18 protein-coding genes are annotated in these 20,537 nt (G+C 64.3%); 6 read left to right on the top strand and 12 right to left on the bottom strand.

Annotated elements, in window-relative coordinates:
• Positions 1–31: 31 nt before the first annotated feature.
• The 4 genes from E4K64_RS02100 to E4K64_RS02085 all read right to left on the bottom strand — a co-directional run bounded on the left by E4K64_RS02100 (position 32) and on the right by E4K64_RS02085 (position 5,415).
• Positions 32–1,282 (bottom strand): flavin-dependent oxidoreductase, encoded by a 1,251-nt coding sequence (locus E4K64_RS02100; protein WP_135161928.1) that lies wholly within the window; start codon positions 1,280–1,282, stop codon positions 32–34.
• A 51-nt stretch (positions 1,283–1,333) separates the two neighbouring features.
• Positions 1,334–3,685 carry a bifunctional salicylyl-CoA 5-hydroxylase/oxidoreductase gene (locus E4K64_RS02095; protein ID WP_135161927.1) on the bottom strand — a complete coding sequence of 784 codons (2,352 nt, stop codon included), beginning with the start codon at positions 3,683–3,685 and terminating at the stop codon, positions 1,334–1,336.
• A gap of 101 nt (positions 3,686–3,786) precedes the next feature.
• Positions 3,787–4,623, bottom strand: coding sequence for an enoyl-CoA hydratase family protein (locus tag E4K64_RS02090; RefSeq protein ID WP_126255674.1), 837 nt, complete (start codon positions 4,621–4,623; stop codon positions 3,787–3,789).
• 30 nt (positions 4,624–4,653) lie between these two features.
• Positions 4,654–5,415, bottom strand: coding sequence for an SDR family NAD(P)-dependent oxidoreductase (locus tag E4K64_RS02085; RefSeq protein ID WP_135161926.1), 762 nt, complete (start codon positions 5,413–5,415; stop codon positions 4,654–4,656).
• Positions 5,416–5,573: 158 nt separating this feature from the next.
• On the opposite strand from E4K64_RS02085, the gene E4K64_RS02080 reads away from it, so the two are divergent.
• Genes E4K64_RS02080 through E4K64_RS02060 form a run of 5 tightly spaced genes read left to right on the top strand, consistent with a single transcriptional unit; the run spans position 5,574 to position 11,301 of the window.
• Entirely contained in the window at positions 5,574–6,389 is an 816-nt protein-coding gene (locus E4K64_RS02080) for an alpha/beta fold hydrolase (RefSeq protein ID WP_135161925.1), read from the top strand.
• A 12-nt stretch (positions 6,390–6,401) separates the two neighbouring features.
• Positions 6,402–7,691, top strand: a complete 1,290-nt coding sequence (locus E4K64_RS02075) for an acyl-CoA dehydrogenase family protein (RefSeq protein ID WP_135161924.1) — start codon at positions 6,402–6,404, stop codon at positions 7,689–7,691.
• Positions 7,692–7,693: 2 nt separating this feature from the next.
• On the top strand, positions 7,694–9,220 hold the full coding sequence (locus E4K64_RS02070) for a class I adenylate-forming enzyme family protein (RefSeq protein ID WP_135161923.1): 1,527 nt from the start codon (positions 7,694–7,696) through the stop codon (positions 9,218–9,220).
• Positions 9,217–10,305 carry an NAD/NADP-dependent octopine/nopaline dehydrogenase family protein gene (locus tag E4K64_RS02065; RefSeq protein WP_135161922.1) on the top strand — a complete coding sequence of 363 codons (1,089 nt, stop codon included), beginning with the start codon at positions 9,217–9,219 and terminating at the stop codon, positions 10,303–10,305. Before E4K64_RS02070 ends, E4K64_RS02065 begins: the two co-directional genes overlap by 4 nt.
• 3 nt (positions 10,306–10,308) lie before the next feature.
• The gene (locus E4K64_RS02060; protein WP_135161921.1) at positions 10,309–11,301 is read left to right on the top strand and encodes a 3-hydroxybutyryl-CoA dehydrogenase; all 993 of its coding nucleotides are present in this window, start codon (positions 10,309–10,311) and stop codon (positions 11,299–11,301) included.
• On the opposite strand, the gene E4K64_RS02055 is transcribed toward E4K64_RS02060, so the two are convergent.
• The 6 genes from E4K64_RS02055 to E4K64_RS02030 all read right to left on the bottom strand — a co-directional run bounded on the left by E4K64_RS02055 (position 11,298) and on the right by E4K64_RS02030 (position 17,603).
• On the bottom strand, positions 11,298–12,344 hold the full coding sequence (locus tag E4K64_RS02055; RefSeq protein WP_135161920.1) for a 2,5-dihydroxypyridine 5,6-dioxygenase NicX family protein: 1,047 nt from the start codon (positions 12,342–12,344) through the stop codon (positions 11,298–11,300). The two genes, E4K64_RS02060 and E4K64_RS02055, sit on opposite strands and share 4 nt — an antisense overlap.
• Before the next feature lie 35 nt (positions 12,345–12,379).
• Positions 12,380–13,144, bottom strand: coding sequence for an ABC transporter permease (locus tag E4K64_RS02050; protein ID WP_167771754.1), 765 nt, complete (start codon positions 13,142–13,144; stop codon positions 12,380–12,382).
• Positions 13,144–13,929 (bottom strand): ABC transporter permease, encoded by a 786-nt coding sequence (locus E4K64_RS02045; protein ID WP_135161919.1) that lies wholly within the window; start codon positions 13,927–13,929, stop codon positions 13,144–13,146. Before E4K64_RS02045 ends, E4K64_RS02050 begins: the two co-directional genes overlap by 1 nt.
• Positions 13,926–14,771: an ABC transporter ATP-binding protein gene (locus tag E4K64_RS02040; protein WP_135161918.1), complete on the bottom strand. Its 846-nt coding sequence runs from the start codon at positions 14,769–14,771 to the stop codon at positions 13,926–13,928. The genes E4K64_RS02045 and E4K64_RS02040 overlap by 4 nt, the downstream gene beginning before the upstream one ends.
• An 82-nt stretch (positions 14,772–14,853) precedes the next feature.
• Positions 14,854–16,548: a dihydroxy-acid dehydratase gene (gene ilvD, locus E4K64_RS02035; protein WP_135161917.1), complete on the bottom strand. Its 1,695-nt coding sequence runs from the start codon at positions 16,546–16,548 to the stop codon at positions 14,854–14,856.
• Positions 16,549–16,619: 71 nt separating this feature from the next.
• Positions 16,620–17,603 carry an ABC transporter substrate-binding protein gene (locus E4K64_RS02030; RefSeq protein ID WP_164718373.1) on the bottom strand — a complete coding sequence of 328 codons (984 nt, stop codon included), beginning with the start codon at positions 17,601–17,603 and terminating at the stop codon, positions 16,620–16,622.
• 166 nt (positions 17,604–17,769) lie between these two features.
• Between E4K64_RS02030 and E4K64_RS02025 the strand changes: the two genes are divergently transcribed.
• A complete protein-coding gene (locus tag E4K64_RS02025; protein WP_167771753.1) occupies positions 17,770–18,678 on the top strand; it encodes an NAD(P)-dependent oxidoreductase in 909 nt (302 codons plus the stop codon).
• A 25-nt stretch (positions 18,679–18,703) separates the two neighbouring features.
• Here E4K64_RS02025 and E4K64_RS02020 read toward each other — a convergent pair whose 3' ends face one another.
• Both E4K64_RS02020 and E4K64_RS02015 read right to left on the bottom strand, forming a co-directional pair.
• Entirely contained in the window at positions 18,704–19,267 is a 564-nt protein-coding gene (locus E4K64_RS02020; RefSeq protein ID WP_126255662.1) for a flavin reductase family protein, read from the bottom strand.
• A gap of 9 nt (positions 19,268–19,276) precedes the next feature.
• Complete coding sequence (locus E4K64_RS02015; protein WP_235884479.1) at positions 19,277–20,482, bottom strand: acyl-CoA dehydrogenase family protein; 1,206 nt, start codon at positions 20,480–20,482, stop codon at positions 19,277–19,279.
• Between the last annotated feature and the right edge of the window lie 55 nt (positions 20,483–20,537).

Below are 20,537 nucleotides of genomic sequence, written 5' to 3'. Positions count from 1 at the left end.
TTCCTCAAACTCATTCGGCGAGCGGCAGGTTTCAGGCGCGCACCGCCGCAAGCCCAGGCACGGCGGCGAAACCGGCCTTGGTGGCATAGCCGCGCACGATGGCCTCGCGCTGGGAATAGCTCAGCACGTTATCGACATTGTCGAATCCATTGGGGGCGAGCTGCTCGACGGCGTCGATGACGCCCTCGGGGCCACCGCGCCGGTTGGAGCGCACGATCTCGGCGGTCATGGGCAGGCGCTTCTTCTCGTATTCGAGCAGCGCCTGGCGCGGATGCTCCGCGCGCACCAGCGCGTCGGCAAGGCAGCGCGCATCGAGGATCGCCTGCGAGGCGCCATTGGAGCCGACCGGATACATGGGGTGCGCGGCATCGCCGAGCAGCGTGACGCGTCCTGATGACCAGTAAGGGAGGGGATCGCGGTCGCAGGTCGGATATTCGTAGAATTCGGGCGTCGCCGCGATCAGGCTCTTCACGTCGATATAGGGCACCGAGAAGCGCGCGACGTGCGGCATCAGCTCCTCGCGGCGGCCCGGTCGTGACCAGTCCTCCTTGCGCGGCGGCGGGGCGTTACCCTCCCCGACCTTCACCAGCACCGCCCAATTGGTCAGGCGGCTCGCCGGGCTCGATCCTTCCGCGATCGGATAGATCACCACCTTGGCATTGAGGCCGCCGGCCACGATCATCGATTTGCCGGTCAGGAACAGCGGCCAGTCGCGAGCGCCGCGCCACAGCATCAGGCCGTTCCAGCACGGCGGGCCTTCATTCGGGAACAGCGTCTCGCGAACGCGGGAATGAATGCCGTCGGCGCCGATCAGGATGTCGCCGCGCGCGGTGTGGACATGTGCCCCGGCGCGATCGAAGAAGTAAGCGGTGACACCGCCCTCGTCCTGGGTGAAGGCGCCCAGCCGGCAGCCGGTGTGGATGGCATCAGCCCCAAGCCGCTCCTCGACGGCGCGGTGGATCACGCCCTGAAGGCGGCCGCGATGGATCGAGAATTGCGGCACGTCGTGGCCGGCATCGATCCCGCGGGCTTCGCGCCAGACCTCCTGACCATGGCGGTTGAGATAATAGAGCTGGTCGGTGCGGATCGCGACGTCGTCGAGCTTCTGAAGGAGGCCGAGACCGGCGAGCTCGCGCATGGCATGCGGCAGCGTGTTGATGCCGACCCCAAGCTCGCGGATGGTGTCGGCCTGCTCGAAAATCTCGCAGTCCAGGCCGCGCGACCGCAGCATCAATGCCGTGGTGAGACCACCGATACCGCCACCGACGATAATCGCCTTCATCGCCCTTACTCCACTCGAAACACAGGCAACGGGTTAACGTCGCACGGGCGGTCACTCCGCCGCAAGCGGCTTTGTCGCCTCCGCCTTGAGCTCGGCCCGGGTCTTGGGCTTAGCCTTAATTCGCAGCTCCTCGAGGTCCTGCCGATCGCGGACGCTGTTGCGGAAAATCTGATCTTTTCCGGGCAGGTATTGCGGCGGGCAGAACGCGTTCTCTGCCCCGTACCAGGCCGCCGCCTTCATGGTGAAGAACGGATCGACCAGATGCGGCCGGCCAAGGGCGACGAGGTCCGCCCGGCCGGCAGCCAGGATCGTATTGGCCTGGTCCGCCGTCGTGATGTTGCCGACGCACATCGTTGCCACACGCGCCTCGTTGCGGACCTGATCCGAGAACGGCGTCTGGAACATGCGGCCGTAGACCGGCTGCGCATCGCACACGGTCTGTCCCGTCGAGACGTCGACGAGATCAACGCCGGCCTCGGCGAAGGCGCGCGCGATGGCGACGGCGTCGTCACCGGTGATGCCCCCGTCGGCCCAATCGGTCGCGGAAATGCGCACCGACATCGGCTTGTGCGACGGCCAGACCGCGCGAAGCGCCTCGAAGATCTCGAGCGGGAACCGCAGGCGGTTTTCCAGCGAGCCGCCATATTCGTCCGTGCGAGTGTTCGTCAGCGGCGAGATGAAGCTCGCGAGCAGATAGCCGTGGGCGGAATGCAGCTCGAGCATGTCGAAGCCGCAGCGCTCGCCGCGCTCGGCCGCCGCAATGAAGGCGTCCCTCACCGCCTTCATGCCGGCGCGGTCGAGTTCGCGCGGCACCTGGCTATCGGGAAAATAGGGCAGCGGCGATGCCGAGACCACGTCCCAGCCGCCCTCCTCCAGGGGACGGTCCATCCCGTCCCACATCAGCCTGGTCGCGCCCTTGCGGCCGGCGTGGCCGAGTTGCAGGCAGATCTTTGCAGCCGAATTGGCGTGGACGAAATCCACGATACGCCGCCAGGCGGCTTCCTGCTCGTCGTTCCACAATCCAGCGCAGCCGGGCGTGATGCGGGCATCGCGGCTGACGCAGGTCATCTCCGTGAAGATCAGGCCAGCGCCACCGATCGCACGCGAGCCGTAGTGGACGAGGTGGAAATCAGTGGGCACGCCCTCCTTGGCCGAATACATGCACATCGGCGACATCACGGCGCGATTGGCGATCTCCATCTCGCGCAGCCGGAACGGCTGGAACAACGGCACCGCCGGCTTTTTGGTGTCGACGTCAAAGCCGCTGTCGCGAACCTGTCTGGCAAACGACTTCTCGACCTCAGCCACGAAATCGGGCGCGCGAAGCCTAAGATTGTCGTAGGTGATCGCCTTGGAGCGCGTCATCACGCCGAAGGCAAACTGCACGGGGTCGAAATCCCAGAAGCGGTCGACGTGCTCGAACCAGACCAGCGACACGTCGGCGGCGTGCTGCGTCTTCTCGACCTCCTCGCGGCGCCCGTGCTCGTAAATGTCAAGCGCGGCCTGGATGTCCGGAGCTTTCTCCATCGCCTCGGCCAAGGCGATGGCATCTTCCATCGCGAGCTTGGTCCCGGAGCCAATCGAGAAATGCGCGCTCGCCTTGGCATCGCCAAGCAGCACCATGTTGTCCTTGACCCAGCGCTTGCTGCGGATCATCGGGAAATTGCGCCACATCGAGCGATTGGTGAGCAGCTTATGCCCATCGAGGAACCAGCCAAAGATCTCGGCCATCCGCGCGGCGGACTGCGTCTCGTCCAATCCTGTCAGGCCGGCCCGCTCGAACGTCTCAGGATCGGTCTCGAAGATCCAGGTCGAGTGTCCGGCCTCATACTGATAGGCGTGGGCGATGAACGGGCCCCACTCGGTCTCTTGGAAGATGAACGTGAAGGCATCGAGCGGCCTGGTCGAGCCCATCCAGGCGAACTTGTTGGTACGCAGATCGACTTCCGGCTCGAAATGATCGACATATTTCTCGCGGAAGCGGCTGTTGATGCCGTCGGCGATCAGCACCAGGTCGGCATCGGCAAAGCGAGCTTCGTCCTCGATGTCCACCTCGAAGTGCAGGACGACCCCGAGCTCGCGCGCCCGCTCCTGCAGGATCAAAAGCAGCTTGCGTCGGGAGCAGCCGCAGAAGCCGTTGCCGCCGACCCGGTGCACGGTGCCGCGGAAATGCACGGCGATATCGTCCCAGTACGCGAACTCCTGGGTGATGCGGCGATAGCTCGGCAGATCATGCTTTTCGAAATTGTCCAGCGTGGCATCCGAGAACACCACACCGAAGCCGAACGTGTCGTCGGCCCGGTTGCGCTCGTACACCGCGATCTCGGCGCCCGGGCGCTGCTTCTTGAGCAGGATCGCAGCATAGAGACCCGCAGGTCCGCCACCGATGATCGCGACTTTCATGGGAGCCTCGCCAATTCACCCGGCCATGAAAACTATTTTAAGCCTAAAATAATTTCGCGCAAGCCCCCGTTGCTGGCCTGGCTTCAGGCATGGAGGCCGGCCTAGTCGCCCCTGAAGACCGGCTTGACCTTGTTGGCGAACGCCTCGAAGGCGCGCTCGAAATCGGCCGTGGTCATGCACAGCGCCTGGGCAACGGCCTCCGCCTCGATCGCCTCCTCCACCGACATGGCCCATTCCATCGCCAGCATCCGCTTGGTCATGGTGTTGGCAAAGGTCGGCCCTTCCGCAATCTGCCTCGCCAAGACCTGCGCCTGGGGCAGCACCTGCTCCGGAGTGACGATGCGGCTGAAGAAGCCCCAGCGCTCGCCCTCCTCCGCGGTCATGAAGCGGCCGGTGTAGAGCAGCTCGGAGGCGCGGGACTGTCCGATGATCCGCGGCAGGATCGCGCAGGCGCCCATGTCGCAGCCAGCCAGCCCCACCTTGTTGAAGAGAAAGGCCACCTTGGCCCCGCTTGCCGCGAGCCGCATGTCCGAGGCCATGGCGACGATCGCCCCCGCGCCAGCGCAGATGCCCTCGACGGCCGCGACGATCGGCTGTGGGCAAGCCCGCATCGCCTTGACGAGGTCGCCGGTCATCCGCGTGAAGGCGGTCAGCCCCTTGGTATCCATCTTCACCAGCGGACCGATGATCTCGAACACGTCGCCGCCCGAGGAGAAATTACCGCCGGCGCCGGTGACGACAATGGACTTGACCGCGTCGTCGAAGGCGCAGGCGCGGAAGAAGTCGGTCAGCTCCCGGTAGCTTTCGAACGTCAACGGATTCTTCCGTTCGGGCCGGTTGAGCGTGACCGTCGCAACGCCGTCGACCACGGCCAGCAGGAAATGCTGCGGCGAGTAATCCGCGAGCGGCAGGGTGACGGGATTGGCTGGTCTGCTCATGCGATCTCCTTGGTATGTCTGTTCCGCGCGCTAGATTTCGCCGCCTGCGACTGCGATCGCCTGTCCGGTGATCGCACTGGCGCCCTGGCCGCACAGCCAAAGCACGACGTCCGCCACCTCTTCAGGCGCGATCAGGCGCCCTTGCGGATTGTGTTTGGCAAGCTCGGCGATGGCCTGCTCGCGGCTTCGTCCCGTTTTCTTCATGATGTTGTCAATGCTGCCGGCCACCAGGTCAGTATCAGTGAAACCCGGGCACACCGCATTCACGGTCACATGACTGGCGGCGAGCTCCAGGGCGAGCGAACGAACCAGACCGATCGCAGCGTGCTTGGCCGCAGTGTATGCGCTGACATAGGCATAGCCCTTGAGGCCCGCGGTCGACGCAATCACGACGATGCGGCCATAGGGGCGGTCCTTCATGCCCGGCAGCACGCCGTGGATGGAATGAACCACGCCCATGAAATTGATGTCCATCATGCGCGCGAACAGGTCACTGTCCGATTTCGCGAATGGCGCGGATTCGGCGCTGCCCGCATTGGCGATCAGGATATCGATCGGCTTTCGCGCATGGGCCTCGGCAATGGCGGCTTTCAGGGCGGTTTCGTTCGCGACGTCGGCGGCCGCGGCAAAATGCGCGGCGCCTGCATTGACTGCCTCGTCGAGGACCGCAGCATTCCGGCCGATGATCGTCACGGTGGCGCCGGCGCCGACGAGAGCCGCCGCGATTGCGCGGCCGATGCCGCGACCTCCGCCGGTCACCAGCGCGTGCGGCGAGTGCGGCAATCCGGACATGCGCTGGCTCCCTCGGATCTGTAATCGTTGCACCGATATATTTTAACCTTCAAATTTTTGCAACGAAGGCGGCCCGGAAATTGCTTTAAGTGTAAAATTATCGCTTCCCATCCCCGAAAGGCCTGCTAGCATCGAAGGGCCAAGCAAAAGGATGTCGCGTGCCGCAGCCTGGGCCGATGATAACAGAGGACGGACGCTTCGCCTATGAAGCCGCGGGCGATCCGAACGCGATCCCTCTGATCTTCCTGCATGGCATCGGCGGCGCGGCGCGAGCCTGGCGACGGCAGCTTGCTACGTTCGGCGGCCGCTTCCGCGCCATCGCGTGGGACATGCCGGGCTACGGCGGCTCGGCACCGCTCGCGAGCGTCAGCATCGCTGCCCTGGCGGACGCGCTCCAGCAATTCATCGCGCAGCTCGGTGCAACCAGACCCATCCTGGTCGGTCACTCGATCGGTGGCATGATCGTTCAGAAATGGCTCGTGCAGTGCCCGAAACTGGCACGCGCGGTCGTGCTGGCGCAGACCAGCCCGGCCTTCGGCAAGGCCGACGGCGACTGGCAGAAATCGTTCATCGCGGCGCGGCTCGGGCCGCTCGATCGCGGCGAGACGATGCAGTCGCTGGCGCCCTCGCTGGTGAGGGAGCTGGTCGGCGACGATCCGGATCCTGCGGGAATGGAGCTCGCGCGCGACTGCATGGGCAGCGTACCCGAGGCAAGCTATCGCGCCATGATGCTCGCTCTCATCGGCTTCGATCAGCGCAGCACGCTCAAGGATATCTCGGTCCCCACGCTGCTGCTATCCGGTTCCAAGGACAACAACGCGCCGGCGCCGATGATGGCGAAGACCGCGACCTACATCCCGGGGGCCGAATACGTCGAGCTTTCCGGCGTCGGCCATCTCGCCAACCTCGAGCGTCCTGAAGCGTTCGACGAAGCGATCGGCCCCTTCCTGAATTCCGTTACGACCAAAGCGTAAGGTGACTGCGCGATGACCATGCAAGTCAGCAAGACCATTGGCGCAACCGGCAAGGTCGCGCTGGATGCACCGATCTTCGATCCCGTCGCGTTCCGCCTGAGCGACGAGCAGGCCGGCATCATCACCCGCGCAAGGGAGATCGGGCAGACCGTGTTTGCCGATCGCGCTGCCACCTACGATCGCGAGGCAATCTTCCCGACTGAAAATTATCGCGACCTGCATCGCGTCGGCCTGCTCGGCATTGCCGTTCCCAAGAAGCACGGCGGGCTCGGCGCGAACTACCAGACCTATGCCCTGGCAGCCGCCGAGATCGGCCGCTATTGCGGCGCGACCGCGCTGACCTGGAACATGCATGTCTGCTCGACTCTGTGGTCGGGCCCCCTCGCCGACGACCTCGACATGGACGCGGTGACCCGCGCCGAGCACGAACGTAGGCGCGCAATCCACTACAGGCGGATCGTCGAGGACGGTGCCATCTATTCGCAGCCGTTCTCCGAGGGTGGCGCGGCGGCCGCGGGCGGCGTCGCCTTCGGCACGGAAGCAAGGCCGGTCGCAGGCGGCTGGATCGTCAACGGCAAGAAGATTTTTGCGTCGCTCTCCGGCCATGCCGACTATTACGGCGTGCTCTGCACCGAGATCGAGGAAGGCGAGAAGGCGTCTCGCCGCAACACGCTTTACCTCGCCATCTCGGCCAAATCGGAAGGCGTCTCGGTCGTCGGCGATTGGGATCCGCTCGGCATGCGTGGAACGGTGTCGCGGACGCTGCTGTTCAAGGACGTGTTCGTCCCGGAGGATTCTGCGCTGATGCCGCGCGGGGTCTACTTCCAGGCCGCGATGCGCTGGCCGCACATGTTCCTGACGCTGTCGCCGACCTATATGGGCCTCGCGCAAGCCGCCTATGACTTCACCGTGCGTTACTTGCGCGGCGAAGTCCCGGGCATGCCGCCGGTGAAGCGCCGGATGTACCCGACCAAGCAGATCGCGGTCGCGCAGATGCAGATCAAGCTGGAGCAGATCAAGGGGATTTGGTTTCAGGCCGTCACCGAAGCTTGCGCCAATCCGAGCAAGGAGCAGGTGCTGCGGGCCTATGCCGCGCAATATTCGGTGATGGAGGGCGCCAATGAGCTTGCGGCGCTCGCGATCCGCACCTGCGGCGGCCAAGCGATGCTTCGCTCGCTGCCGCTGGAGCGGATCTATCGCGACAGCCGCTGCGGCTCGCTGATGCTGCCCTGGACGGCCGAGCTCTGCCTCGATCGCATCGGACGCGAGGCGCTGTACGAGGCCGGCGAGACGGACGACTGACAGTGGACCTCTGTAGTCTGATCGATCGCAACGCGGCGTTCGCGCCAGACAAGACCGCCATTGCCTTCGAAGGCGAGCGGCTGAGCTATGCCGCGCTCGCCGCGCGCATCGAACGAACCGCAACGGCCTTGAAGCAGGAGCTCGGCGCCGGCCGCGGCGATCGCGTCGCGATCCTGAGCCTGAACCGGCCGGACTATCTGGTTCTGCTTTATGCCTGCGCGCGACTTGGCGCGATATTGGTGCCGCTCAATTGGCGCCTGGCGGTCGCCGAGCAGCTCTTCATTCTCACCGATGCAGGTGCCAAGGTCCTGGTGCTCGAACGGGCGTTCGAGGGGGTTCTCCCCGAGCTTGCGCCGGGGACGTCAGTCGTTGGCCTCGACTTCGCGCCGCCGCGCGGCACAACCTTCGAAAGCCTGCTGGCCCGCAGTGACGGCACCAGCCGAAACCCGCACACCGACCTCTCTTCCCCGCTCCTGATCGTCTACACGTCAGGAACAACCGGACGGCCCAAAGGCGCGGTGCTGCGCCAGGAGGCGCTGTTCTGGAATGGCGTCATGAGCCAGCACATGCATAACATGACGTCCGACGACCACGTGCTGACCGTGCTGCCATTCTTCCACGTCGGCGGCCTCAACATCCAGACCACGCCTGCCCTGCAGCTGGGCGCGACCGTCACGGTTCACGCGCGCTTTGCGCCGGATACCGCGCTTGCGGCCATCGAACGGGAACGACCGACCCTCACGGTGATGGTGCCTGCGATCATCCAGGCCGTGAGCGAGCATCCCGCATGGACGAGCACTGATCTTTCGTCACTCAAGGCCGTCGCCACCGGCTCGACCATCGTGCCTCCGCAGCTGATCGAGCGTTTCGTCGCCCGCGACGTTCCGGTGCTCCAGGTCTACGGCTCGACCGAGACCTGCCCCATCGCCATCTACACGCGGCTCGGCGGCGATCTGTCGCGTACGGGATCGACCGGCCTCGCCGGCCTGTGCTGCGAAGCCAAGGTGGTCGATCATTCCGGCAGCGAGGTCCCGGCGGGCACGCCGGGCGAGATCGCGGTGCGCGGCCCCAACGTGTTCTTCGAATATTGGGGCAACGAAGCCGCAACGCGCGAGGCGTTGCACGACGGCTGGTACCGCACCGGTGATATCGGCCTGTGCGACGCCGATGGCTATTTCTGGGTCCGAGACCGCAAGAAGAACATGATCATTTCAGGCGGAGAGAACGTGTACCCGGCCGAGGTCGAGCGCGTCCTGCTCGAACATCCCGATGTCAGCGAATGCGCCGTGATCGGCAGGCCTGACCCGCGCTGGGACGAGGTCCCCATCGCGTATGTGATCCGCAGATCCGGCTCCCGGCTCGAAGCGGATGAACTCAGAGCGCATATCCAGGCGCAACTCGCACGGTACAAGGTTCCGCGCGACATTGTCTTCGTCACCGACCTGCCGCGCACGGCGCTGGGCAAGGTCCAGCATTTCCTGCTGAAACAGCTCGATGCGCAGTCTCGCGCGCAGGGAGAAGCATCTTGAGGGTCGCAGTTCTGGGAGGGGGAAACGGCTCGTTTGCGGCCGCGGGCGATTTTGCGTTATCGGGACACGAGGTGCGGCTTTGGCGCCGCGATGCCGATCAGGTCGCGGCGCATCGCACCGCCGGCTCGCGCATTCTGGTGAAGGATCACAACGGCCGCCACGACGTGACGCTCACGCTGGTCACAACCGATATCGCCGAGGCCGTCGACGGCGCGGAGCTGATTCTGTGCCCCGCTCCTGCCTTCGCGCAAGCAGATATTGCTCGCCGGCTCGCCCCGCATCTGCGCGACGGCCAGGTCGTATTCTTGCCGCCGGCGACGTTCGGCTCGATGGTCTTCGCCCAGGCCGCGAGGGACGCCGGCAACCACGCCAAGGCGAGCTTTGCCGAAACCGGCACGCTGCCGTGGCTGACGCGCAAGCACGGACCGTTCGAAGTCGCCATCACCATCCGCGCCAAACGGCTACCGGTCGGCGTGTTCCCGCTCGACCAGGCGCCGCACGCCCTCGATGTGATCGGACGGGCCTTCCCAGAGGCGGTCGAACCGTGCGGAGACGCATTATCCGGGGCACTGATGAATGCCGGTCCGATCATCCATCCGCCGCTGATCGTGATGAACGCTGGCCCGATCGAGCACTTCGAGAAATGGGATATCCACAAGGAAGGCACGCAAGCCGCGATCCGGCGGGTCACGGACGCACTCGACGCGGAGCGGATTGCCGTGCGCGAAGCGCTCGGCTATGGCGCGCCGCATTTCCCGCTTGCGCATCACTACGCCAGGGAAGGCGAGATCTGGATGTATGGCCGCGGCTCGCACGACCGCCTGACCGATTCCGGCGACTGGCGCGAACGGATCGTGCTGACCGAGCATCGCTACATGCGCGAGGATTTGCGGCTCGGACTGTCGCTGCTGGTCTCCGCCGCCGGCCTGGCTGGCGTGGCCACTCCGTTGGCCAACGCGTTTCTATCGATCGGGGGCGCGGTCTGCGGCGAGGATTTTTCGCAGGGCGGCCGAACGCTCAAGACATTGGGGCTCGACAATCTCAGCAAGGCTGAATTGCAGACGCTGCTTCGCAATGGATTCTGATCGATGACCAATCGCGCCAATATCGCCTGTCTCGGCGCTGGCCGCATGGGCCGCGGCATTGCCGTCGCGTTTGCTTACGCGGGACACAGGGTCACGATGATCGACGTCAAGGCGCGCTCCGCGGCAGAGTTCGCCAAGCTGAAGGCGGACGCGCTTGGTGAAGTCTCGAAGACCTTTGCCAGCCTGTCGAAGCTGGGACTCCTGACCGCGGCGGATGTTGATCCGCTGATCGCGCGGGTCTCAGTAGTGCCCGCCAGCCAGAGCGGGGCAGCGCTATCGGACGCCGGAATGGTTTTCGAAGGGGTTCCCGAGGTCGTCGAGCTCAAGCGCGAGGTGCTCGGAGCGGCTTCAGAGCAGGTCGGTCCGGATACGGTCATCGCGTCGACGACGTCCACCATCCTCGTCGACGATCTCTCGGGTGCGATCATAAATCCCCGCCGCTTTCTCAACGTGCACTGGCTCAATCCGGCCTATTTGATCCCACTGGTGGAAGTTTCGCCTGGCAAAGCCACCGACCCAGCCATCATCGACGAGGTCAAGAGCCTGCTCGAAGGCATCGGCAAGGTGCCGGTGGTCTGTGCGGCGACGCCCGGCTTCATCGTCCCGCGCATCCAGGCGCTGGCGATGAACGAGGCCGCTCGCATGGTCGAGGAAGGCGTCGCCAGCGCGGAAGAGATCGACAAGGCGATCCGCTACGGCTTCGGCTTCCGCTATGCCGTGCTCGGACTGCTCGAATTCATCGACTGGGGCGGTGGCGACATCCTCTACTACGCGAGCCGCTATCTCGAGGGCGCGCTCGGCAGCGACCGGTATCGGGCGCCGGACGTCATTTCCCGCAACATGCATGAGGGCCGCATCGGCCTGCGCACCGGCGCAGGCTTTCTCGATTATTCGGGGATGGACGTCGACGCCTATCGCGCGAAGCGGCTGCAGGCAATGGTCGACCTACTCCGCCACTTCGATCTGGCGCGTCCGCCAGTGCTCGATCCCGACTAGCCGAAGACGTCCTGAAGCACGCCGTCCCGGACCACCGCGACGCCATCGAGCTCGATTGTCGTTCCCATCATCGGCAGGTCGAAATGCCCCGCCGTGTAGCGGCCGGCGAATTCGTTCGCGCCGGTCGAGAACAGGAAGTTGCCTGAGACGGCCCGGATCTCCGTACCATTGGTGTCGCGTTGGTCGTACATCGAAAGCGCCTCATAGCGCGCACCGGGATTCATCCCGAAGCCGACATGCGAGACCGCATAGGCCTCGCGATCACCCCAGGCCGCCAGATATGCGCGCATCATCGCGGCATCCGTGCCCTCGCCTTCCAGCGCGACGACATAGTCGTCCCTCAGCGTCATCTTCACAGCCGACGTCAGGTAACGCTTGAAGGTGAGATTGATGTCGCCTGGCGCCATCACGAGCGTGCCGTTGATGGTCCCGCTCTTCGGAAAGCTGACGACGATGCCGCCCGGCCAATGCGCCAGCGTGCCGGGCTTGTCGGTCCAGCCCCACACACCGACCGTGGACGCACCGACCATGTCGACGTCGAGCGCCGTGCCGGCCTTCGAGGTCACGCGCATTCGCTTGGTTCCCCGCAGCATCTTCGCCGCCGCGCGAACGCGCTTCTCGAGCGCGGAATCCGGCACCATTCGCTCCAGCGCCTCGGGATGCTCGTTGGAGATCACCAGGATCCGCGCGCCGGCCCTGAGGATCTCCGGCGTCTCCACCGCGTGCATCAGGCCCTCGATGGTGCAATCCACCACAAATCCCGCCTGCTGCAACGCGCTGATCACCGGGCCAAGCTTCTGGATCGCCTCACTCGCGCCCGTCGAACGAACCGGGACAATATGGCGGTTGCGCGGTGTCGGCATCACCACGTGAAACGGCCGCGCGCCCATGCGCAGCAGCGCAAGCTCCGCCAGATGCACATTCAACGCGCGTGACTGGGTCTCCGAGAGAATTGCCGCGGTGTCCCCGGGCTTGACGGCACATCGCTCGAAAATCTCGCAAAATGCGTCGATCCATTTTGCCTCGATGCGGTCAGCCAGCATGGGTCACTCCCGGTCTCGTTTGTTCTTCGTTCAGATCACGCTTCTGGAAAGCCGCGCAAGAGGTAGGACCGCAGGGCGCCCAGCAGGGCGTTCAGGATCAAACCCAGCAGGGAGATCGTGATCAGCGGCACGAACATGTCGACGGCCTGAAAAGTCCGCGCCGCGGTCACGAGCGCGTGCCCCAATCCGTCCGTCGACGTGATCATCTCGGCCAGAAACACCACGATGCAGGAAATGACAAGCCCGATCCGGCATCCGGTCAGGATCGACGGCATCGCCGCCGGCAGCACCACCCTGAACAGAATTTGGGTACGCGGCGTGCCCGCCGCCATGGCCGACCAGATCAGTTTCTGCTCGACGGTCGACGCACCGTAATAGGTCGAGAGCAGAATGGGAAAGAGTGCGTCCGCGGCTACCAAGGTGACCTTCGATCCGTGGCCAAACCCGAGCAAGAGCAGGAGCGCCGGATAGAGCGCAACCTTCGGCAGCGGGGCCAGGACGCGGACGATCGGCCGAACCACGGCATTGATCGCGGGACTGGCGGCGGCAGCAATGCCGATGCTGACGCCGAGCACGACCGCAATAGCGAACCCGGCAAACAGCCGGATCAGGGTCGCCGCGATTTCCTGCTGGAACGTCCACGTCGCGAGCTGTTGAAGCAGCCGGCCGAAGACGAAGCCCGGGGGCGGCAGCAAGACCGCGGGCGCAAAGCCGAATGACACCAGCCCCTGCCACAGGGCAATGATCAGCGCAATCGGGGCAATGCCAAGAAGGACGTTTGCGGAAAGAAGACGCGACATCAGGAGAAACTCAGCGGCAGGTCGAACTGAGGCTCGGACCAACGCACGAGTCTGGCGCGAACCCTCTCAAAAATCGTGTCAAGGAAAATTCCCATGGCGCCCACGATGATGATCATCGCAAAGACGGTGTCGTACTGGCCCATGTCGAGCGCATTGAACAGGATGTTGCCGGCGCCGGACTGACGCGCGATCATCTCGCTGGTGATCATCGTGATCAGCGCCAGCACCAGACCCGTGCGGCATCCAGTCAGGATTTCCGGCAGCGCCGCGGGCAGTACGATCCGCACCAGGCGCTGTGCGGGCGAAAGTCCCATCGCGGCACCTGACCACAGCATCTTCTCTTCGACAGCCTTGGCACCCTCGAAGCTGTGATAGATCACGGGAAGGCTGACACCGAGGAAGATCACCAGCGTCTTCGTGATGTCGCCAACGCCCAGCCACAGCATGATGATCGGCATCAAGGCGGCCTTTGGCACCGGATAAATCACCATCAGGAGTGGATTGAAAAAAGCCGCGACGCTCCGGCTGCGTCCCATCAACAGGCCCAGCGGAATCGCAATCAGCACCGCCACACAGAACCCGAGCGCCATGCGGCGAAGCGAGGCCAGGATGTTGAGGAGGGCTTCCTTGTCGCCGAGAATATCCGGAATCGCCCGGATCGCCTCGACCGCGGTCGGGAAGCTGTCGTTCTTGAGCACGAGCGACGCAACCTGCCACACCACGAGCAACCCGATACAGGCCAGCACCGGAGCTGCTCGTCTGATCAGGGCAGCCGGCGATATCATGACGCAATCCCGGCTTCGTCGCTTTCATCGAACATGCGCTCGATATCGACGACATATTTCTGATAGCGCGGGTCGAGCAACAGCTCGCTACGACGGCGCGGCCGCGGCAGATCGATGTCGATCACCTCGCGGATGCGGCCGGGCGATTTCGACATCATGACGACCTTGTCAGAGAGAAAGACGGCCTCGTCAACTGAATGAGTGACGAACAGCACTGTCTTGCGATCGCGCTCCCAGATATTGAGAAGGTCGTTCTGCAAGCGGGTCCGCGTATGGGCATCGAGCGCGCCGAACGGTTCGTCCATCAACAGGACTTCGGGATGGTAAGCGAGCGTCCGGGCCAGCGCCACGCGTTGCTTCATCCCACCCGATAGCTCCTTGGGATAGAAATTCTCGTAACCCTTGAGGCCGACCATCTCGATCAAGGCCAGGCTCTGCGCTTCCGCCTCGGTAGCGCGCACACCCTGTTGGCGGGGGCCATACATCACGTTGCCGAGCACGGTCTTCCAGGGAAATAGCGCGAATTCCTGGAACACCGGCCCGCGGTCTGGACCGGGGCCTGTGATCGCCTGCCCCTTCATCTTCGCCGCACCGCTGGTCGGGGTGACAAAGCCGCCGACGATATAAAGCAGCGTCGACTTGCCGCAGCCGGACGGACCAAGGATGGAGACGAAGGCTCTCTCCTCGATCGTCAGCGAGATGTCCGAAAGCGCCACATGATCCCTGCGCGCCGAGGTCTGAAAGACCTGCGAGACGCGATCGATCTCGATGATTGCCGAAGCCGGTTCTTTTGATGTCACCGGTCTCACCCATTCGCTCGGTCTCGCAGACACCACCGTCATCCCGTCGCTCGCTTTGGCGTAAGGCACGGACTTAGCAAGAAGCCTGCCAGACAGGCGGCGGTTTTCGCACCCGTGCGATACGTCATTCGAACCACGGCCATTCTGCGGGGCCTTCATGCGTCACGGCTCCGCCCGGCGCCTGCCCAACCAGCCGCGCATATTTCGCAAGTGCCCCTGCACGATGGCGCGGCGGACGCTGCTTCCAATCGCGTCGCCGCGCGGCGAATTCCTGGTCATCGAGCAGGACATCCATCCGCCGGTTGGCGGCGTCGATCCGGATCCTGTCGCCGTCGCGAACGAGCGCCAGCGGACCGCCGACAAATGCTTCCGGGGCCACGTAGCCGATGCACATGCCGCGGGTGGCGCCGGAGAACCGGCCATCGGTGATCAGCGCCACCTTTTCGCCCATGCCCTGCCCATAGATCAGTGCGGTGACGCCGAGCATCTCGCGCATGCCGGGTCCGCCGACCGGCCCCTCATTGCGGATGACGAGAACCTCGCCGGCCGCATAAGTGCGATCCCGAACCGCCTTGACGCAGGCTTCTTCATCCTCGAACACGCGCGCCACGCCTTCGAAGAACTGGCTCTTCAGGCCGGCAACCTTGATCACCGCGCCATCGGGACAGAGATTTCCCTTCAGCACTGCAACCCCGCCGTCAGGCATGATCGGCGCACGAGCCGCGTAGACCACCTCTCCGTCCGGTGCGTTGGCCGTGCCGTATTCTTCAGCAAGCGTGCGGCCGGTGATGGTGATGCAGCTGCCATCGATGTGACCGCTTTGGATCAGCTCGCGGATCACCACGGCCGCGCCGCCAATATCATAGACATCCTTTGCCGTGTATTTGCCGCCCGGCCGCAGGTTTCCAATCAACGGCGTCCTTGCAAAGACCTCGCCTACGTCATCGATCGTGAATGCAATGCCGGCCTCGTTCGCAATCGCCGGCAGATGCAGTGCGGCGTTGGTCGAGCCTCCCGTCGCCGCAACGATCGCCGCGCCGTTTTCGAGGGACTTCCGCGTCACGATGTCGCGCGGCAATGGCCCGCCGCGTTCCAGCATCTGCATGATCAGGCGTCCCGCCCGTCGCGAGATCTGCGCGCGCTCGGCATAGACGCCGGGCACCATCGAGACGTTCGGGATGGTCAGCCCCATCGCCTCCGAGACCATGCCCATTGTGTTCGCGGTGAATTGACCGGCGCACGCGCCGATGGTCGGCAGGCAGGCACGCTCGATCCGCTCGAGCGTGGCACCGTCGATCTCGCCGGTCATGAAGCTACCGACAGCCTCATAGGAATCGAGCACCGTCAGCGTGCGCCCGTCGACGCGGCCCGGCAGCGAGCTGCCGCCATAGATGAAGATGGACGGCACGTTGCAGCGAACCATGCCCATCATCACGCCCGGAAGCGTCTTGTCGCATCCGCCGTATCCGATCAGCGCGTCGTAGGCCAGACCATGGACCACAGCTTCGATCGAGTCGGCGATCAGCTCACGCGAAAACAGCGAGAACTTCATGCCCTCGTGGTTCATGCTGATGCCGTCAGAAACCGACACGGTCGAGAATTCGCGCGGCGTGCCGCCGGATTCCTCGATGCCGGTTTTGGCCGCAGCCACCTGAAAGTCGTGGGTCATGTTGCAGGGCGTCTGCTCGCCCTTCATGCTGACGATGCCCACCATCGGCTTCGCAATCGCTGCGTCGTCGAGCCCCATGGCGCGCATGAAGGCCCGATGCGGGGCCCGGTCGAGGCCGTCTGTCGTCACTCGCGATCGCAGCTTCTTCATGCGTGCATCTTCATTGTACGCCATCCCGGATCCGGGACGCGGCTAGATCCCTGTCCGGATCGTTGGCTCGCCTACTCCAGCGGAGCGACGATCGTCGGATGCTTGAGCTGCGTGACATCCAGTTTCGGCAGCATCCCGGTCTCGGCGTAGATATCCAGCATCTTCTGGATCGCCGGGAAGTTCGGCGCCGCGCCTGGATCACGGCCGAAATCATTGTCCTTGAGCAGGTAGGTCTCGAGCACCGGAATAGGCGCCTTCAGCACTTCGTTGACGACCTTGAGAGTCTCTTCGCGGTTCGCCAGCGCCTTCTTCATGCCCGAGGTGATGTCGCGAACATACGTCTTGACCAATTCAGGGTTCTTGTCGACGAAATCGGCGCGGCAGGCTTCCAGAATATGCACGATGTTCGGCATGGCCTCCGACAGAGCGAAGAGCTTCCTCGTGCCGCCCTTTGCCTCCGCGCGCGCGGCAAACGGCTGGTTCATGTTGACCGCATCGACGCGGCCCTGGCGCAGCGCGTCCTCGGAGACCGCGAAACCGACCTCGACCAGCTTGATATCCTTGGCTGGATCGACGCCATTCTGCTTCAGGAGCAGATTGAACGGACCCTGGGTCCCGCCGCCGATCACGGAAATGCCGACCGTCTTGCCCTTGAGATCGGCGATGGTCTTGATGGGCGAGTCATCCTTGACGGCCCAATAGACCGAGAAACCGCCGGGCTTCTCGAACACGTGCTGGGCCACGATGTAGGCTTTGAGATTGCCGCCAACCACGCCGTTGGCAAGCGACAGCGGTGCCTGCGTCGCGCAGTCCAGCGCGCCGGCTGCCAAGGCCTGCGTCATCGGCGCGGTACCCTGGAATTGGGTCCATTCGATGTTGTAGGCCTTGCCGATATTGGGAAATTCAGCCGGGCGGCGCATCATCCAGTACTTGGATTCCTCGGCTGGGATGGTCCAGCCGACGCGGATCGTCTGTTGCGCCCATGACGGGCTAACCCCCGCGCTCGCGGCGGCCGCCGCCCCCAAAGCCAGGATCCACTTCGAAACGGTTCGCATCGTGCCCACTCCGCTGCTCCGGCGCCGATGGGCGCCACTCAACCCGACCGGCTCAAATGTTTCATGGTTCAAACATTCAGGCAAGCCATGCGAGCCGGGCGGTTCTGCCGTCCAACGCGCAATGTATGATAGGCCGGCGTCGCGCTGCGACAGAAGGAGGCAACCTATGGCTGATGCGAGCAGGACAAACTCGCCCGGCGCCGCGAGGCTTGGCTATCTCGGCCTCGGTTTGATGGGAACGCCGATGGCCCGGCGCTTGCTCAAGGCCGGCCATCAGGTGGCGGTCTGGAACCGCTCGGAGGGCAAGGTGGCTCCGCTCGTCGAAGCCGGTGCCAAGCGCGCAGCCACGCCTTGCGATCTCCTGGTAAACTCGGATATCGCCTTCATGTGCGTGACGGATGCAACGGCCGTCGAGGAGGTGATCTTCGGGCCGGAAGGGCTGGCAGCGGCGCCCGGCGCAGGCAAGCTTGTCGTCGATTTCTCGTCGATACATCCGGACGCCGCGCGCGAGCTCGCGAAGCGACTGAAGGACGCCAATGGTGCGGGCTGGATCGATGCGCCGGTTTCCGGCGGGACGAAGGGCGCCGAGGAAGGCTCGCTTGCGATTATGGCCGGCGGAGAAGCAGACGATATCGAGCGAGTCCGGCCCTACGTGGCGGCCATGGCGCGCAGGCTCACCCACATGGGCCCGACCGGCGCCGGCCAGACCACGAAGCTCTGCAACCAGGTGATCGTCGGATGCGCGATGGCCGTGCTGGCAGAAGCCTCGCGCCTCGCCGTCAACGCCGGGATTGATGCCAATCGCCTGCCCGAAGCGCTCGCCGGCGGCTTCGCGGACTCCATTCCGCTTCAGCTGTTCGTGCCGAGGATGTTGCAAGGCATTCACTCACCACCCCTTGGTCACATTGCCACGATGCTCAAGGATCTCGATACGGTTGCCGACGTCGCACAGGCAACGTCGACGCCGGTGCCGATGGCTTCGCTTGCGGGACAACTTTTCCGGCTGGCCAAGGCCGCGCATGGCGCGGAAGCGGACGCGCTGGAGATTTACAAGCTTTCAGCAACAAAGCGCTGAGCTGTCGAGCGCGACCCGAAGCCGATTAGGGTGACTTCTTCCGCTCGTCGTCCGCGAGAAATCGGCCAAATGCCCCCCGCGCGAAGAGCAGCGGCTCGGTCGCGTTGTAGGTATAGGCCTCGACCGCGCCGAGAAAGATCACGTGGTCACCGCCATAATAGCGATTCACGGACCGGCATTGAAAGTTGGCGACGCCTTCGGCAAGCACCGGCGCCCCGCCGAGGCCCGGAGTCCAGTCCACACCAGTGAACTTGTCGTCCGAGGACTTGGCGAATTTGCTCGCAAGAGCCTGCTGTGAAGCGCCAAGCACGTTGACCGTGAAATGGCTGGCGTTCTGGAAGATGGTCAGGCTCGAGGAATAGACGACGAGACTCCACAGCACCAGCGGAGGATTCAGCGAGACGGAGGCGAACGAATTGCAGGTCAAGCCGTAGGGCTTGCCGTCAGGTGCCGCGGCCGTGATGATCGTTACGCCCGTTGCAAAGGTTCCGAGCGCATTGCGAAAGTCGCGAGGATCGATCGACGAGCTGTCGCTCGCGAACTCGTTGGCGGGATCGGGAACGCGGGGCTGCTGCGGCTGATCATTCATCGGCCGGCCTCACAGCGTCAGATTCTCGGACGGCAGGCCCAGCGCCACACGTCCATAATTGGTTCCGGCCGCATCGAAGTTGAAGGCGAGATGCGAGTTGATCGCGTGCGCATCGCGGAACTGACGCTGCAACACGCCGCTCGTGAACAGGCCGCGCGCCCCACTCGCGGCAAACAGCATCGAGACCGCGTCCGTGCACAAGTTCACAGAAAAGGAGCCATCGCGCCGATATCGGGTCTTGGTCGCCATATCAGGGATGTGACCGCGCCGCGCGTCCTCCATGGCATCGAGGCATGCCGACCGCATGATCAGGCGTGCGGCGTCGATCTTCGCCGAGGCGTCCGCGATCTTGATCTGGGTGCTCTGAAAATCGCTCAGCTTGGCGCGGTTGTAAGTCGAAATACGATGACGTGCGACCTCGATGTAATCGTCGAGGCATGCCTGCGCATTCCCCAGCGCAACGCCCGAGAGGACGTATGGGAACAACGAGAACACAGGCAGCGCATACAGCGGATTCGGATTAGCCCTGCTTCCCGGCGTCGGGCCGCCGGCGAGATCGCCGACAGCGACCGTCATATAGTCGGCCACGAAGGCGTCCCTGACCTCCACGTCGCAAGACCCCGTCCCGCGCAATCCCGCAACATTCCAGGTGTCCAGCACGTTGTAGTCGCCCTTGGGCAGCAGAAAGATTCGATACTCGATGCCGTCCGCCTCGTCTTCGGAGTACACAACGCTTGCCAGCATATTCCATTCACACGAGGCAACGCCGGAGGAGAACGGCCAGCTGCCACGCAGCTGGTATCCGCCCTCCACCCGCGTAGCGCGTCCGGCGGGAAAAATGAACGAGGATGCGATCAGCACGTCCGGATCACGGCCCCAGACCAGATCCTGCGCCTTCTGCTCGAACATGCCGAGCATCCAGTGATGGCTCGCCAGATTGGCGAGATTCCAGGCGACCGATGCATCCGCTTCTCCAAGCAACTCGGCGCAGTCGACGAGGGCAACATAGTCAAGCTCCGCGCCGCCAATCCGTGCCGGTTGCAGCATTCGGAACAGGCCGGCATCGTGGAGATCCCTCTCGGTTTCCGGCGGGAGATGCCGCAGCTCCTCCGTCCTCGCCGCCCGCTCGCGTAGATGCGGCACGAGAGCCCCAGCCTTCGCGATCATTTCCGCGTGGGCGCGCTCGCCGGCTTCCGGGCCGGTCGGCTGATCCATGCTCGGCTTTCGACCAGGCGCCATTTGTGTCCCTCGCTTTCACATATTTATGCGG

It is taken from the genome of Bradyrhizobium frederickii, assembly GCF_004570865.1.
In the GTDB taxonomy this organism is placed as follows: Bacteria; Pseudomonadota; Alphaproteobacteria; order Rhizobiales; family Xanthobacteraceae; genus Bradyrhizobium; species Bradyrhizobium frederickii.
This window is presented reverse-complemented; position numbering and strand designations above follow the sequence as displayed.